A 15852-nucleotide genomic window follows, 5' to 3' on the forward strand; every position below is an offset into this window, starting at 1 on the left:
TATTTCAGCTCCCTATGATAGTGAATAAAAAAAGCCTGTCCCTATGAAGAGGAACAGGCTAACTGTTAGTGGCTTCAATTAAGATATCAATTCCTACCCAAATGTCTTAAATGATTGACATGTGAAGCCAACGCTACTCTCATTTTTGGATGCTCTATGTAAGGAATGCCATATTCCTGACAAGTCTGCTTGATAATCTGAGAAATGGCAGGATAATGAATATGAGAAATATTTGGAAACAAATGATGCTCAATCTGAAAGTTTAGCCCTCCAATAAACCATGATAAGATTTTGTTTCTGGTAGCAAAATTAGCAGTTGTTTTCAACTGATGAATAGCCCAGTCATCTTCCAATTTGTTAGTAGCCTTATCAGGAACAGGGAAAGAGGTCTCTTCTAATACGTGTGCCAATTGAAAGACAACACTCATAATAACTCCAGTCGATAACCCGAAAAGCAGGAAACCCACTAACCAAGGCAAAAATCCCATCATGTAGATTGGCAAAGCAATAAACAGGAATAAATGGACTACTTTAAAACCCCAAAATGAGATATGTTCTTTCACATCCATTTTTTTGATAGGCGTTTCACCAACTTTCCTGGTGACATATTTCTTGTAATCGGTGAAAAACACCCAATAAAAATACAAGATAGAGTAAATGAAGATAAAGTAGCGATGCTGATACTTGTGGATTTTATAGCGTTTTTGAGTTGGACCTAATCGCAGAAAAACGCCTGCATTCAGGTCATCATCATGATCATCTACATTGGTAAATGAGTGATGGGCGACATTGTGCTTGGTTTTCCACATGAAGACGTTAGCTCCAAGGAAATTGATAGAAATACCTGCCAATTCATTGACCCAGCCTTTTCTACTGAAACTTCCATGAGCTCCATCATGCATGACATTGAATCCAATGCCGGCTGTCAAGGCTCCTAGAATAATCGCTTCTAATATGGCAAAAGGCCAAAATGGAGTAAAAAACACTAGATGGATGTAAATAAAAACGAATGCCACAACCATCACCACTGCTTTGAAATAGAGTGAGAAATTGCCTGTTGGGTTAATGTTTTTTTCAATAAAGTAGTTTTTGATCCTTTCTTTTAAATCGGCATGAAAGGTAGATGCCGTACTAAACCTTGGGGGACGCATGTGTAATAAATGGGGGATAATTAGTTAATCAGAATGCAAAATAAACTAAAGGATTATGATACATTCTGCTATAAAGATAGGACAAATTTGGATAATTCCAAGTCGAAGCCTACAAGCATGAGAGAGAATATGTGCTTATCTGGTGATCAATCCTTGAGCAAACAGACCATTCACAGTCTTGATTGCACTTTCCAAACGCTCTTTAGAAGAGCCTGATATAATGTTAAAAGATGTTGGCGACTTTTCTAAAAGTTGCTTGTATAATTCAAAAAAATGGCAACGCATCTCTGGATCAGGATGCTCTCTCAGAGGATCATCCTCCCAAGGAATGTCTATATTCGTCAATAAATATAAGTCATAATTCCGGTCTTCTATTTGTTGCTTTACCCATTCATGCACCTTTCCATATTTGTGTTCCGACCATACCTGAATCACATGTAAATCAGTATCACAAATTAGGAGTTCATCAGATTGAGCGGCTAATCTATCTTCCAAAGATAGCTGTCCTTGAGCTATGCTTAGCAAATCATCAAACTCGTACGGTCTATCCAAGTTTTTAAGATACTCCCGAGCATACTCTTCCACCCATAAACAATCAAAATGGTCTGCAAGCTGTTGGGCTAGTGTACTTTTACCAGTGGATTCTGGACCTATAATAACCACTTTCTTAAGCATGCTGTACTTTTTTAGCAGTTTTCATCCATTCGATTAAGCCAATCGTGGCTAGTACTGTGAAAAACAAAAACTGGAAAGATGTCAGCATCAAGCCTTTGTAAAAATACAATGGGACCGAAACAATATCCGTAATGATCCAAGCAATCCAGTTTTCAACTTTCTTCTTTGCCATCAACCACATTCCCACAAATGCTGATGATGTAGTAAAAGAGTCCCAATAGGGTACATCTGAATCGGTGAAATTGAAAAGTACGGTGTAAAGCACGCCATAAGAAACCAAAAATAATCCTACGGATTGAATAATGCCTTTGGTGGATAACCAAGTTACCGGCAACTCTTCCTTTCCTTCAATTGGTCTACTCCACAGATACCAACCATAGATGGACATGGCAAAATAATAAGCATTGATGCCCATATCTGCATAAAGCTTATATTTCAAGCAGATGTAAACATAGATAATGGTGGAAATCATTCCCGTAGGAAAAACAAGAATGTTCTTTTTGATAGAATAAAAAACCGAGGCAATACCAAAAAAGACGGCAACCACCTCCAATAAAGTCATCTCAGCCAAGCCATCTAGAATACCTTGCCAAATCCATTGAATATCCATACAGCGAAATAAGGTAGAAAATTGGGAAGATGATAGAAAAAGTGGTTGAAGTAACGAAAAAGATATTGCGTTACTATCAACCACTGTAACTACTACATGCTTTAAAAGCATGAAAACACTACTTTTCTAAAGGCAATTTGATGACCTCCAATAGATTTTCTTTGGTAAGCAATTGTTGAGCAATTTGCTGTACACGCTCCTGAGTAACTGCTTCAATGCTTTTTCCCGCTTCCAAAAGACTTTCGAATGGGAAATCATATTGTCTGGCAGCTGCAATTTGCCCATTCCAATAATTGTTTCGCTTCAAATTTTCCTGATAGGCAATTCTCCTTTTTTCCTTGACCTTATCCAAGTCTTCCTTCGTCGGTCCCTCTTCTTGTATTTTCTTGACTTCAGCCCATGCCGCAGCGGTTAATTTCTCTACCATATCCGGACTGCATGGGAATGAAATGGAGAAACTCAATTGACCGACTGGCTGATTCGTCATGCTTCCACTAGCACCTACTCCATAAACACCCCCGATTTCTTCCCGTAGATTTTCAATCAATTTAATGGTGAGAATTTCTCCTAAAAAAGAAACATCGCTGGCCAAAGCCCTATCATAGGCGTGTTCATTGGAGAAAAATAATATCACTTGACTCTTTTCGTCTGTTCCTACACGAATGGTTTCTGATCGTCCTTTCGGGGGCCGGATACCCAAATCTTTAAAGCTATCCACACTCGAAATATCCCCTGGCAAACTAGCAAAATACTGCTCTATCATAGGCAAGAAGGTTTCTATGTCAATGTTACCTGTAAAGTAAAACTCAAAGTTCGCCGCATTGCTGAACCGATTCCTGTAGATTTCTAAGCCCCTTTCCACACTGATTTTATCTAAATCGGCAGGATCATAAATGCTGAGGGCTCTTGGGTTATTATTTGCAATTAGCTTGTTCAATGCTACACTAAACTGAAAATCAGGATTTGCCTGTGCTGATGCTAGTTGTGTCTTTTGGTTATCCACATAGACTTGGAAAAGTTCTGCATCTTTTCGAGGACTTGTAAAATATAAATGAATCAACTGCATGGTTGTCTCCAAATCCTTTGGACTGGTTGCCCCTCCGATTGTTTGTGAATAGGTCCCAATATTTGGAGTGACTGAAACCGTCTTACCAGCCAACATTTTTCTCAAATCAGATGGTGAAAAATCACCAACACCCATAGTATTGACCATCACTCCTGCATAGCTAGCACTGTAATGATCCTCATCTCCGAACACTGAAACCCCGCCGTTGCCTCGAATCGTGAAAAGAATTTCATCATTTTTGAAATCTGTGGACTTCACAAAGACTCGAGCTCCATTGGATAACACAAATTCTTGAACCTCCACCGATCCATGCGCTACTACCTCAGTGATTTTCCCAGGTGACGGTAAATTAGTGAGCAGCTGATCCGCCAATAATTTTTCTTCATAAGGAAGCAAGTCTAATTGATCAACTTTATCAAACAAGGCCAATACATCTTCCTGGGATGGAAGCGTTTCTAATTGGTTGCTAGGTGCCATAACCACAACCACCCTGTTATCGTCACGTACCAGCTCTTTGGCAAGGGCGTTGATTTCTTTTAGGGTGATTTGAGGAAGGATTTCTTTATAAAACTCGTACTTCCAAGCTTCTCCTTCAGCAAATCTTCCTTCCAAATAATGATTGACATATCTCCCTACAATGGCTCGGGATTCGGCTTTGTCCATTTCTTTGAAGGCACGTTCCGCACTGTTGAGTAAACTGCTTTTAACCCTATCCAATTCTCCTTGGGTGAAACCATGTTTGGCAACTCGCTCATTTTCTTCAATCAAAGACTGAATACCAGCTGCCGCTTTTCCAGGGGCCACTACCGCTGTGGCGGAGAAATAATCCAAGTCACGCACAAAATTACCATAGCCTGTTCCGGCGAAAATGAAAGGTGCATCAGGCTTTTGCCTGATTTCATCCAAGCGCTGGGAAAGCATTCCAGAATAAATCGTACGCATCAAAAAGTTTTTATAATCTTGGATAGTTTGCGTAGGCAAGGCTTTGTGTTTGTAAAACAATTGAAGCTGAATGCCTGGTGCTTCATCATCCGTGACAATTGCTACAAAGGTTTCTTGATGTGCTGGTACTTCAAAAGCAATCCTCTCAGGTGCATTGGCAGGATTCGTCAATTCTGAGAAAAATTCCTTAATCAACGCTTCTAATTTATCTGGATCCTCATCGCCAACAGCTACGATAGCCATATTATTGGGTCTATACCAATCTCTGTAAAAACGTCGGATAGTTTCGTATTCGAAGTTCTCCACGATTTCCATCTTTCCGATGGGTAGGCGATCTGCATATTGGGAATTGTGTAGCAAAATTGGCAAATACTGATCCCGCATCCGCTGACTGTAGCCTTGGCCCGTCCGCCACTCTTCCACAATAATGCCTCGCTCACCATCGATATCCTCTTCATTCATCAACACACCTCCTGCCCAATCAGCCAACACTTGAAAACCCGAGCGTAACTTCTCTGGATCATCGGAAGGAATAGGCAAAATATAGACCGTCTCATCAAATCCTGTGTATGCATTCAAATCACCTCCAAAGGATACACCAATGGATTGTAGATAGGAAACCAATTCATTTTTCTCAAAATTCTTAGTCCCATTGAAAGCCATATGCTCCGTGAAATGCGCCAACCCCAATTGATCTTCATCTTCTAATATAGATCCTGCATTGACTGCCAAGCGAAGTTCTACCTTATTAGCGGGTTTAGGATTTTGTTGAATATAATACACCAAGCCATTGGCAAGTGTGCCTGTTCGAACGCGTGGATCAAGCGGTACTTCTTGTTGTAAATTTGTTTGTGCAAAAACGACTGTTTGGACAATCAGCAAGCAGCCGATCAGCAATCCTAGTTTTTTGAAATTCATGTGTTTTGAAAATTGAATGGTTAAAAATAGGAAACTTGACTGAAGGAAGGATTTTTAATTTTGTATTTTTAAGGAAAATTCACATTTAAAAGCCTTATTAAAGTTCAACTGTAGCCTTATTTCAATTTATATTTTACTATAGTTACCCAAAGAAAACGCATATATCACTCTCTCATTCTACCAATAACACGAAAAAACTACTCCTCTCCAATCCTCTTCCCCTTCCGCTCTGCCTGCTTCAAACTTTTAGGACTACCTATAATCTGAGAATTATAAATCCCTGCATGTCCTGAAAATAAATACGCCAAGACACAGCCAAGTCCTATAAAAATACCTGCTTCCGTACCAAAAAGCTCCAAGCCCATTAGCGTACACGCAAGTGGAGTATTGGTAGCTCCAGCAAAGACCGCCACAAAACCAACTCCTGCTAATAAAGACATAGGCAAGGGAATGGCCATGGACAAGGCATTGCCAAGTGTAGCACCTGTAAAAAACAAAGGAGTCACCTCACCTCCCTTAAATCCTGCACCAAGCGTCAAGGAAGTCATAAAGATTTTGGCTAAGGAATCGTACCAAGGCAAGGTCTGTTCAAAGGCATCCACAATCGTAGGCACTCCCAGCCCAATGTACTTGGTGGTGCCACTTGCCCAAACAATTAATGCCACTAACACACCTCCAATGACCGGTCTCAAAGGGGGGTAACTGATGTATTTTTGAAAGAGATCTCCCCAAAAATGGCAGGCTTTTGCAAACAATCTACCGGCTAGACCAAATAAAATCCCTGCAGGAATCAACCACAAGAGATTCACCATCGAAATAGCCGGAACCTCCGTTATGGCATAATGAGTATGATGCACTTGCCAAAACTCAGCACAGGCATAATCTGCCACATAGGCTCCAATAAAGGCCGGTAAAATAGCCTCATAGCGAATTCTACCCACAATCAACCATTCCAAAGCAAAAACAGCTCCCGCTAATGGCGTACCGAATACAGATGAAAAACCTGCCGCAACACCTATAGTGATCAAAATTTTTCTATCCTCTTTGGTAAGGGTAAACCATTTGGTGAATTGGTCCGCTATGGCTCCCCCCATCTGAACTGCTGTACCTTCTCGGCCGGCAGAACCTCCAAAAAGGTGCGTTGCCAAGGTACCAAATAAGACCAATGGAGCCATTCTCAAAGGAATAGTTTCCTTGGGCTGATAAAATTCTTCCAATAACTGATTATTACCCTTACTTACAGATGCTCCATACTTGTAATATGTCCAACCAATCAGTAATCCTGCTAGGGGCAGCAAAGCAATGATCCATACATTGGCTTCCCGGTAGTTGGTCACCCAATCCAAAGAAACCAAAAAAAAGGCAGAAGCTGATCCAGCCAAAAAGCCAATCAAACTGGCAATGACCAACCATTTCAGTAAAAACCAAAAATTTGGTACAAACTCAGAACTTACAAAAGATTTGAAGCTTGAAAATGCAGATATCCTCTCCAACATAGCTAACTAATGGTGTTTGGGCCAAACGGCTATTCAATTTTTTCGTTAGAGTAGGAGTCATCAGCACAAGAAAAAGTGCGGTTATTGGTGGAACCCCATCACCATCAAAAACAAAAATAGGTGTTTTTGGGTAAAATCCTTCCAATTGATTAAATTTTGAATAAAATAGAAACAATCTTTCGAGAAAATCCCTTTTATATCTGTAGTACCCAACCTTTATGAAACATATCCTTATCACCGGCGGTTCTGGTCTCGTAGGCAAAAAAATTACTCAACTCATAGAAAAGAAAGGCTATGAAGTCGCCTGGCTGAGTAGAAGCCCAGCGAAAAATGCCCAAAAATCCTTCTTTTGGGATGTAGATAAACAATCAATAGACGCTGAAGCTATTGAATGGGCTGATGCGATCATTCATTTGGCAGGTGAAGGAGTGGCTGATAAACGCTGGTCTAATGCAAGAAAACGTGCCATCCTTGAAAGCCGTACGCTTTCAACCCAAATGCTGTACAATGCCATCGAAAAAGCTACCGCTAAACCTGAGGTTTTCATTTCAGCATCAGCTGTAGGCTATTATGGTTTCAATACAGGCGATGTTTTGCAGACGGAAGAAAGTGAAGCCGGTAAAGACTTTTTGGCTCAAGTGGTCATCGCTTGGGAAAACCGAGTGAAAATGTTAGAGAAGATCGGGCTTCGAACAGTCATGTTGAGAATAGGCATTGTCTTGGATAAAAACGGAGGGGCACTCAAAGAAATGATGAAACCACCCGTGGCAGCACCTCTTGGTTCGGGCAACCAATGGATGAGCTGGATTCAGATTGATGATTTAGCTCGCATGTTTGTATTTACTCTAGAGGATGAAAAGGTACAGGGAATCTATAATGCTGTGGGACCCAAGCCAGCTACCAATGCCGAACTCACCGAAAAAGCAGCCAAAAAAGCCCGTAAATTCTTCATCAATTTTGGTGTTCCTGGATTTGGATTGAAGCTAGCATTGGGAGAAATGGCTCAAATGGTCTTGGGAGGCAATAAAGTTTCTTCTAAAAAAATAGAACAAGAAGGATTTAAATTCAGGTATCCTGATTTGGAGTCGGCGTTGGAGAAGATTTATCAGTAATTAGTTGATATTGCTAGATATTGGCTAACTTGTCCCGATCCTCGGGATTGGTAGATATTAGGGATGCCCCTCCGATGGAAATAAGGTGGAAATACGGTTGAAATAAATTGAAATAATGGATGGTGATGTCCAATACCAATTTGCGTCAGCAAAAAATACCTGTGGTTATTACTGCACTTGCCTGATGCAAGCAGGTTCGTGGCAACAAAAACCGCAGAGGACACAAAGGTAAGCGTAGAGAGCGCAGAGTTGGTAGCAAGACCTTGCGCTCGTTGCGATAATCGTTGCGGGCGTAGCGTGAAACCATTTTTTTAAAGTCTAATTTTTTAAGCAAATAATTAGCCCGTACCTTTGTGGCTCACTATGACTGAGCCCCCATGCAAGAGTATTTTCTAAGCCTAGGTATACCCAAAGATATTTTTGATTTTGTCATCATGCCCCTGCTGATTTTCTGCGCACGGGTGATGGATGTATCTATCAATACCTTGAGGATCATGTTTGTGCTTTCGGGAAAAAAGAAGGTAGCTCCTATTTTAGGCTTCTTTGAAGCCATGATTTGGTTATTGGCTATCGGACAGATTTTTCAAAATATCAATAACCCGATGTCATACATAGCCTATGCAGGAGGATTTGCTATGGGAACATTTGTAGGGATGACCTTAGAGGAAAAACTGGCTTTGGGTAGAGTGCTTGTACGGGTCATCACCCCAACCCCAATGCCAGAGTTGATCGACTATATGAAAGACAAAAACTTCCGCTTCACAAGTGTAGGTGCAGAGGGTCGGTATGGAAAAGTAAACTTATTGTTTACCGTCATGAAGCGAGAAGACTTACAAGCCTACATAGAAAAAGTAAAATCCCTCAACGATAAAGCCTTCTACACCATCGAAAGTGTGAAACGTGTTAGTGAAGATGACTTAAACGTCATGGAGGATCGCCCACGATTCACCACCAAAGTGTGGAGCCGACTCCGGAAATAGTCTCTAACAGATACAGGAGATGGAGCGGATTGAATGCTGATTTTTTTAAACAGCAAAGCTAGCAAAGGTTGATGCAAGTATCCCAAAGAAGTGGCTGCTAAATAGCATTCAGCTAGGTAAAGCAGTTACCATTCAATTCCTTTCCCTTGCTCCTATACACAAAATCCCAATAACCACTCACCATGGCTCTTTGCCTCCTAAAACATATTATTGATTACGACATACATTTTTTTACCCTTAATAAAATCCAATAAACAACCCGCTTTCGTAATTGGTTGCACTTACCTTACCCGCATTTAATTATGAAAAATATGCATTTCATTTACCGAATGATAGGGGTCGCCTGTCTAATGTTTATATCCTTGGAAGGGAAAGCCCAATTAACCTTGGATAAAGACGACTTTCTCCAATCCATATCCATCTATGAAGCAGCAAGCATCAGCAATGTGGGAAATGCATCGTATACTATCCAAAAGTTTCTATCCATTCAGGATACACTAAAGTTTGACGCAATTACCGGTCCTAATTCCAACCTTGGCTTCACTAAAGATAATTATTGGCTTAAGTTTACACTAGAAAATAATGCTGGCAGAGATCTTAGCCTATTTTTTGAAACAGGAAGACCGATCACGGACATCATTGAATTACATCAAGTGGATGAAACTGGAGCCATCTTCTCCCAAGTTAATGGAGATTTACTTCCTTTTGACACCAAGCCCATTCCTCATAGGAAAATGATATTTCCGATCGAATTAAAATCTGGAAAAAGTTATGATTTCTACGTGCAGTATCAAAGTGACGGAGAAGTTATTAACCTTCCACTGGAATTACATAGTGCTACTTCCTTGGTTTTGACCTCTTACAAAGACCAACTTGTTTTTGGGATTTTCTATGGCATCTTGTTGCTTACCGGTGCCATCTACCTCTTTTTTTACTTTGGTATCAAAGAAAAAAGTTTTCTCCTGTACTTCGTTTATGTACTTTCAATAGCCTTGCTTCACCTTTCATTAGACGGCTACTTTTTTCAATATTTCACTCCAGGAGCAGGTTGGCTTTCCAGAAATGCTGTATTGATTGCAGCAGCGTTTTCAGCCTTGGCATTTGGCAGATATGTACAGATTTTTATGAAAGTAAAAAACTTTAGTCCATTATTATACAGGGTTTACAATGGTCTCCATATCTCCTTACTTACATTGATTGGAGCCATTTTCTTTATTTCAACTGGTTTGGAATTTTATTACCCTTTGGTAAATCTTTTAGGTGTTATCCTTTTATTTTTAATCATTGCAACGATCATTACAGCCTATCGCAAAAAAGCAGCTCCAGATGCTTTTTTTAGCACAGGTCTTTTTTTCTTTTTTGCAGGATTCTTCATTTTTATCCTGAACAACTTTAGTGTTATTCCTAATTCATTTGTTACAGAAAATGCCTCCAAATTTGGAACTGGTCTGGAAATCATATTCCTTTCGCTATCCATGGCAAACAGAATCCGAATTCTGAAGTCAGAAAAAGAACAGATGCAGGAAATTGCACTTCAGCGTTCTCAAGAATCCAATGAGATTAAATCCTTTTTTCTTTCCAATATCAGTCATGAACTGAGGACTCCTTTGAATGCCGTCATAGGACTATCCAAATCCATCATGGAGACGACACAAGACCCCAAAGTCAAATCCGATCTGGAGGTCATTCAATATTCTTCCTTGGGACTATTATCGGCTATTGATGATATCTTGGACTATTCGAATATCGAGAAGAAAGAACTCAGACTGGAAGAACGCCCTGTAGAAGTTGGAAAAATTATCCAAGAACTAAGAACAATTACAGCTAACAAGGCTAAAGATAAAAATCTTAATTTCATATATGAGGAAATTAATCAATTACCAGCCTTGATTATAGGAGACAAACCACGTATCCGACAGATTCTCCTCAATATCCTCAACAATGCTATCAAATTCACGCAAGAAGGAGATGTCAAATTAAGCATTCAATCCGATTCAGGATCCAATAATTCAGTAGACTTGACTATAACTGTCACCGATACAGGAGTAGGTATAGAACAAGAAAAATTGGATAGAATATACGAGTCCTTCATACAAGAACAAATCGACGATAAACGGAAATTTGGAGGCTTTGGACTAGGATTATGCATAGCAAAAGCGCTAATTGAACTGTATCAAGGCAGCATCCAAATCCATAGTACCAAAGGAAAAGGAACAAAAGTCGTGATGCAGTTAAACTTTAAATTACCTAAAAAGAAACTTGACCAAGCTATAACAAGGATCCCTGAAAACAATGACCTTCAAGGCAAGCATATCTTAATAGTAGAGGATAATCCTGTGAATCAGGTAGTCATGAAGGCTATCTTAAGAAAGTGGAAAAACACAACGTTTGATATTGCCAATAATGGAATCGAGGCGCTTGAAAAATTACAAGCAGCTCAGGTGGACTTGATTTTGATGGATCTTCAGATGCCCGAAATGGATGGATATGAGGCAACTGTAGCGATCAGAAACGGAGAGGCTGGCTCAAAAAATCAACAAATCCCCATCATCGCGGTAACAGCTGATGCAACCGATAAGGCAAAGGAAAAAGTGAAAGCAGTAGGTATGGACGACTACATGACCAAACCAGTCGATAAAGATGAACTCTATTCCAAAGTCCAACAATGTCTGTACCTTCAGGAAGTAGATGTATCGGGTGTGTTTTAGATTTAAGATTTAAGATCTTAGATTTTAGATTTTAGATTTTAGATTTTAGATTTTAGATTTTAGATTTTAGATTTAAGTTCGAGTAGCAGCAATCCATGTTTAAAAACAAAAGAGCCGGATTTATCTCTAACACCAGAATCTGTCTTGTTTCTTGGCTCTTGATTCTTGTTTCTCGCTTCTCGCTTCTCCTCTCGGTCCTTGAGTACGTCGAAAGGCTCGCTTCTATCTACTCTTCTTTCAAATTCAATTCCTCGGCACTCGGTGTAAAAGGATTGGAAGCCCTTATCAAACCATCCGGTAGTTCTCCTTCTGTGGAAGCAACAGCCACACAGACCGTAGCATCACCCGTGATATTGACCACCGTACGGAACATATCCAAGATCCTATCAGGAGCAATAATCAAAGCCACTCCCGCGCCAGGTACACCAATAGCTTCTAATACGATGATCAACATAATCAAACCAGCGCCTGGTACACCCGCAGAACCAATCGCCGCCAAGGTAGCTGTCAATACAATCGTCAACTGCTGGGATATGGTCAAATCCATCCCCAAAGCCTGTGCAATAAAGACAGCAGCTACGGCCTGATACAAACTGGTACCATTCATGTTGATCGTTGCCCCCAAAGGCAATACAAAGCTGCTCACCTCTTCCGAAACACCCACTTCCTCCTCCACAATTTTCATGGTCACTGGAAGCGTGGCAGAACTTGAAGAAGTAGAAAAACCCAATAACATAGCTGGACGCATGGCTTTCAAAAAATCAAAGAATTTGATTTTGGTGAAGGACTTAAGAATTGTCCCATAGACTACAAATATGATCATTGCCAATCCAGCTACAACAATCACGGTATATTTCAACAAAGCCAACAACAGTTCAACCGCAGAATCAGGATTATCTCCAGCTATTTCTACTATCAGGGAGGCCATCAAGGCAAAGACCCCATAAGGTGCAATCATCATGATATACTCCACAATCTTGATGATTACATCATTCAAAGCGTCAAAGAAATCCGTAAATGTCTTCGCTTTATCCTTAGAAATCTGTAACAAAGCTATCCCAGCAATAATCGCAAAAAATACTACTTGAAGCATACTTCCATTATTGGCTGCTGCTGCAATGAGATTTTCAGGTACGATATCCACAATTGGCTGCAAAGGACCCGCATCTCTGATTTCAGCTGCTTTATCGGCCTTAGACCCTGCTTGCGAATCAAATTGGGCCATTAAGTTATCTCGTGTTTCCTGAGGTAATTTTTCTCCTGGTTCAAAGATATTGACTAACAATAAACCCAAGGTAATTGCTACAACTGTAGTAATTAAATAGGCAAGAATCGTTTTTCCACCAATACGTGACAACTTGGAAATATCTCCCAAGTTAGCAACCCCTACAATCAGTGATGCCAACACCAACGGCACTGCAATCATCTTTAAGGAATTGATAAAAATAGTCCCGATGGGTTTGATATAATCCACCGTAAACTGTGGTGAAATACCAAACTGAATGATCACAAGACCAAAAACTAAACCTAAAACCAATCCTATGATGATTTGGGTGTGTAAGGGTATTTTCTTGAACATACTGTTGGGTTTACTTTTTAAAGTTTATTGGTTCTGCTGATCAGCAGGTAATCAGCTAATACTAGTGCAGCCATTGCCTCTACAATCGGTACTGCTCGTGGTACTACGCAAGGGTCATGTCTTCCTTTGCCGGAAACGGTCACCGAGTCTCCGCCTTCATTGACTGATTCCTGATCGATCATGATGGTGGCAACTGGCTTGAAAGCCACTTTGAAATAAATATCCTCTCCATTGGAAATTCCACCTTGAATTCCTCCAGAGTGATTGGTTCGAGTACGGACTCGTTCACCAACTTGATAAAAGGCATCGTTATGTTCAGAACCTCTCATTTTGACTCCCTCAAAACCACTACCGTATTCAAATCCTTTGACGGCATTGATGCTTAGCATGGCTTTTCCCAACTCTGCATGCAAACGGTCGAAAACAGGCTCTCCCAACCCCGCCGGTACTCCCTTTGCCACACAACTCACCACCCCGCCAATAGTATCTCTGCTTTTTCTGACCTCATCAATCAAGCTGATCATTTCTTCTGCAACTTGAGGGTCGGGACACCTGACGATGTTATCTTCCGTTTTGGAAAGATCCAATGCTTGGTAAGACTGTTCCAAAGTAAGACTGCCTACTTGGCTGACATATGCCTGAATACTGATGCCATAGTGTTTCAGCATTAGTTTGGCAATAGCCCCAGCCGCTACCCGTGCAGCAGTTTCCCGTGCACTGCTTCTCCCACCGCCTCTGTAATCGCGGATGCCGTATTTTTCAAAGTAGGTGTAATCAGCGTGTGAAGGTCTAAATTTATCGGCTATATGCCCATAATCTTTACTTTTTTGGTCAGTATTCATGATGACCATTCCTATGGGCGTCCCAGTAGATTTCCCTTCAAAAACTCCTGAAAGGATTTTGAACTCATCCTCTTCTTTTCGTTGGGTAGTGATTTTGGATTGTCCGGGCTTTCTTCGTTGCATTTCCTGGACGATGAAGTCTTCATCAATCTCCAAGCCCGCTGGACAACCTTCTATCACCACTCCCAAGCCCAATCCGTGAGACTCACCAAACGTACTTATCTTAAATATTTTTCCGAAACTATTCCCCATTATCTCTTCTTTACAATCAAAAAGGCCAACAAAATGACCGAAGCGAGCAATAAAATATTGATCGAGATGGAAAAATAATACTTATATCGCTCGTATAAAAGTTTATTGCTCTCAATAGGTATCAAATCGTAAATTCCTCCCAATCGTTGATTGGAAATTGCCTGATTGACTTTGGATTCACCAGTGACATTGATGACCGCTTTAGGTCTTAATGTATCATATTTTGCCAATACAGGATTAAAATAAATCCACTCAAAATGATTAGCTAAAGCCACCTCTCCAGGTTCATTAATGGTGAGATAATAGCTAAACTCTTTGATACCAGTCACTTTCCCCATGCCTCGATTGATTTGTTGGCGCACATTCGGGTCGTATGTGTTGAGTTTTTGAATCTGCTTTGTTTTAGGTGGAGATACAGAATTGATGTTACCTTCTCCCGTTACGGAAAAATTATAGGTAAAACCTTGGCCTGTTTCAACATCTAGTTGGGAAATATTTTCCCGCAATTGGAAAATACCAACGCTGATTTCATCCCTTAATGGATGAGGAGGAAGTGGTTTTACCTTGATGGACTTGGCAGAAGAATAAAAGGTTTTAAAGTCCTCCAAGCGATTGCTCCCAAAGAATGTGGGATTTTTTGCCACTCTGTATTTAATCATTTCCCAAGCGATCGATGGAATAGTAACCTCTCCCGCTGAAAATGGATAAAATGTAGCTTCGTAGACCTTGTATTTTGTCCAATTCTTACCATTGAAAGTAACACGCTCTGGCTGAATATTGGTAATATTAAAATTCTCCTCCCAAGCATTGCTAGGTTTGAGTTTCTTTAAAATCTCATCCAATTGCCTACCTGGCTCATAAAACTGGAAAGGAGCTTGGTTAGTCTCAGACATGTAAAAGGCCAAACTGATATTCACAGCTTCTCCAACAAACACCTCGTTTTTATCTACCGATGAAGCAAAAAACGCATCATCTTCGATTTCAATAAACTCAGGCTCCTCTCGGGTCCCCGTGCCTCCTCCAAAAAGGTTGTCAAATGCATCAAATACACTAGACTGTCGCTGCGCAGGCCTAGGGTCAATTACTTTGATCGTTTTGCCCGGACTACTGTAATCCGAACCATTGATTTTTACAGAAAATCTGGAAAGGGTAAACTCTCCTTTACGTGTAGGTTTATAGTATTGAATGATGCTATTGGTACTACTGACTTGTCCATTGATCACATTCATAGAAGATGATTGTGTAATCCCTTGCTTAGTGAAGCCTAAGATATCCGGAAATTCATCATAGGAGCGAATACGATCATTGGCTATAGTCACCTTGATACTAAAGGTTTCATTTAATGCAATTTCATCACTACCTAATTCGATCACTACTTCTTGAGCTTTAGCAGTCAAGGAAAAGAACAAACAACATAGAGCAATGAGGCGGAGAATGAATAATCGAGGCATATTTTCTTTATGGTACCTTAGGATTCGCAAATTAAGTCTATATTTCAAACGCAACAAACCTAATTACATA

11 protein-coding genes and 1 riboswitch are annotated in these 15852 nt (G+C 40.4%); of the genes, 3 read left to right on the top strand and 8 right to left on the bottom strand.

Going from position 1 to position 15852, the window contains the following annotated elements; translation table 11 throughout:
- Positions 1-86 precede the first annotated feature (86 nt).
- The 5 genes from ACXIUD_RS01115 to ACXIUD_RS01135 form a co-directional block, all read right to left on the bottom strand.
- Positions 87-1151: a fatty acid desaturase family protein gene (locus ACXIUD_RS01115; protein WP_458050802.1), complete on the bottom strand. Its 1065-nt coding sequence runs from the start codon at positions 1149-1151 to the stop codon at positions 87-89.
- A 135-nt stretch (positions 1152-1286) separates the two neighbouring features.
- Complete coding sequence (locus ACXIUD_RS01120; protein WP_458050803.1) at positions 1287-1826, bottom strand: AAA family ATPase; 540 nt, start codon at positions 1824-1826, stop codon at positions 1287-1289.
- The gene (pnuC, locus tag ACXIUD_RS01125; RefSeq protein ID WP_458050804.1) at positions 1819-2436 is read right to left on the bottom strand and encodes a nicotinamide riboside transporter PnuC; all 618 of its coding nucleotides are present in this window, start codon (positions 2434-2436) and stop codon (positions 1819-1821) included. Before pnuC ends, ACXIUD_RS01120 begins: the two co-directional genes overlap by 8 nt.
- Before the next feature lie 118 nt (positions 2437-2554).
- Positions 2555-5362 carry a M16 family metallopeptidase gene (locus tag ACXIUD_RS01130; RefSeq protein ID WP_458050805.1) on the bottom strand — a complete coding sequence of 936 codons (2808 nt, stop codon included), beginning with the start codon at positions 5360-5362 and terminating at the stop codon, positions 2555-2557.
- 197 nt (positions 5363-5559) lie between these two features.
- On the bottom strand, positions 5560-6858 hold the full coding sequence (locus ACXIUD_RS01135) for a voltage-gated chloride channel family protein (protein WP_458050806.1): 1299 nt from the start codon (positions 6856-6858) through the stop codon (positions 5560-5562).
- A gap of 44 nt (positions 6859-6902) precedes the next feature.
- Positions 6903-6970, bottom strand: a riboswitch (Fluoride riboswitch).
- Positions 6971-7076: 106 nt separating this feature from the next.
- Between ACXIUD_RS01135 and ACXIUD_RS01140 the strand changes: the two genes are divergently transcribed.
- From ACXIUD_RS01140 to ACXIUD_RS01150, 3 genes are all read left to right on the top strand, one after another.
- The gene (locus tag ACXIUD_RS01140) at positions 7077-7970 is read left to right on the top strand and encodes a TIGR01777 family oxidoreductase (RefSeq protein WP_458050807.1); all 894 of its coding nucleotides are present in this window, start codon (positions 7077-7079) and stop codon (positions 7968-7970) included.
- A 377-nt stretch (positions 7971-8347) separates the two neighbouring features.
- Positions 8348-8950 (top strand): DUF2179 domain-containing protein, encoded by a 603-nt coding sequence (locus tag ACXIUD_RS01145; RefSeq protein WP_458050808.1) that lies wholly within the window; start codon positions 8348-8350, stop codon positions 8948-8950.
- A gap of 311 nt (positions 8951-9261) precedes the next feature.
- The gene (locus tag ACXIUD_RS01150) at positions 9262-11658 is read left to right on the top strand and encodes a 7TM diverse intracellular signaling domain-containing protein (RefSeq protein WP_458050809.1); all 2397 of its coding nucleotides are present in this window, start codon (positions 9262-9264) and stop codon (positions 11656-11658) included.
- 226 nt (positions 11659-11884) lie between these two features.
- On the opposite strand, the gene ACXIUD_RS01155 is transcribed toward ACXIUD_RS01150, so the two are convergent.
- From ACXIUD_RS01155 to ACXIUD_RS01165, 3 genes are read right to left on the bottom strand one after another with little or no spacing between them, the layout of a single operon-like run.
- A complete protein-coding gene (locus tag ACXIUD_RS01155; RefSeq protein WP_458050810.1) occupies positions 11885-13237 on the bottom strand; it encodes a dicarboxylate/amino acid:cation symporter in 1353 nt (450 codons plus the stop codon).
- A 17-nt stretch (positions 13238-13254) separates the two neighbouring features.
- Complete coding sequence (aroC, locus tag ACXIUD_RS01160; RefSeq protein WP_458050811.1) at positions 13255-14331, bottom strand: chorismate synthase; 1077 nt, start codon at positions 14329-14331, stop codon at positions 13255-13257.
- The gene (locus ACXIUD_RS01165; protein WP_458050812.1) at positions 14331-15782 is read right to left on the bottom strand and encodes a BatD family protein; all 1452 of its coding nucleotides are present in this window, start codon (positions 15780-15782) and stop codon (positions 14331-14333) included. Before ACXIUD_RS01165 ends, aroC begins: the two co-directional genes overlap by 1 nt.
- Between the last annotated feature and the right edge of the window lie 70 nt (positions 15783-15852).

The organism is Mongoliitalea sp. (genome assembly GCF_054166905.1).

Coding starts and splice junctions, on each gene's coding strand:
- ACXIUD_RS01115 (WP_458050802.1), bottom strand. CDS start 1,151: ATGCGTCCCCCAAGGTTTAGTACGGCATCTACCTTTCATGCCGATTTA.
- ACXIUD_RS01120 (WP_458050803.1), bottom strand. CDS start 1,826: ATGCTTAAGAAAGTGGTTATTATAGGTCCAGAATCCACTGGTAAAAGT.
- pnuC (WP_458050804.1), bottom strand. CDS start 2,436: ATGGATATTCAATGGATTTGGCAAGGTATTCTAGATGGCTTGGCTGAG.
- ACXIUD_RS01130 (WP_458050805.1), bottom strand. CDS start 5,362: ATGAATTTCAAAAAACTAGGATTGCTGATCGGCTGCTTGCTGATTGTC.
- ACXIUD_RS01135 (WP_458050806.1), bottom strand. CDS start 6,858: ATGTTGGAGAGGATATCTGCATTTTCAAGCTTCAAATCTTTTGTAAGT.
- ACXIUD_RS01140 (WP_458050807.1), top strand. CDS start 7,077: ATGAAACATATCCTTATCACCGGCGGTTCTGGTCTCGTAGGCAAAAAA.
- ACXIUD_RS01145 (WP_458050808.1), top strand. CDS start 8,348: ATGCAAGAGTATTTTCTAAGCCTAGGTATACCCAAAGATATTTTTGAT.
- ACXIUD_RS01150 (WP_458050809.1), top strand. CDS start 9,262: ATGCATTTCATTTACCGAATGATAGGGGTCGCCTGTCTAATGTTTATA.
- ACXIUD_RS01155 (WP_458050810.1), bottom strand. CDS start 13,237: ATGTTCAAGAAAATACCCTTACACACCCAAATCATCATAGGATTGGTT.
- aroC (WP_458050811.1), bottom strand. CDS start 14,331: ATGGGGAATAGTTTCGGAAAAATATTTAAGATAAGTACGTTTGGTGAG.
- ACXIUD_RS01165 (WP_458050812.1), bottom strand. CDS start 15,782: ATGCCTCGATTATTCATTCTCCGCCTCATTGCTCTATGTTGTTTGTTC.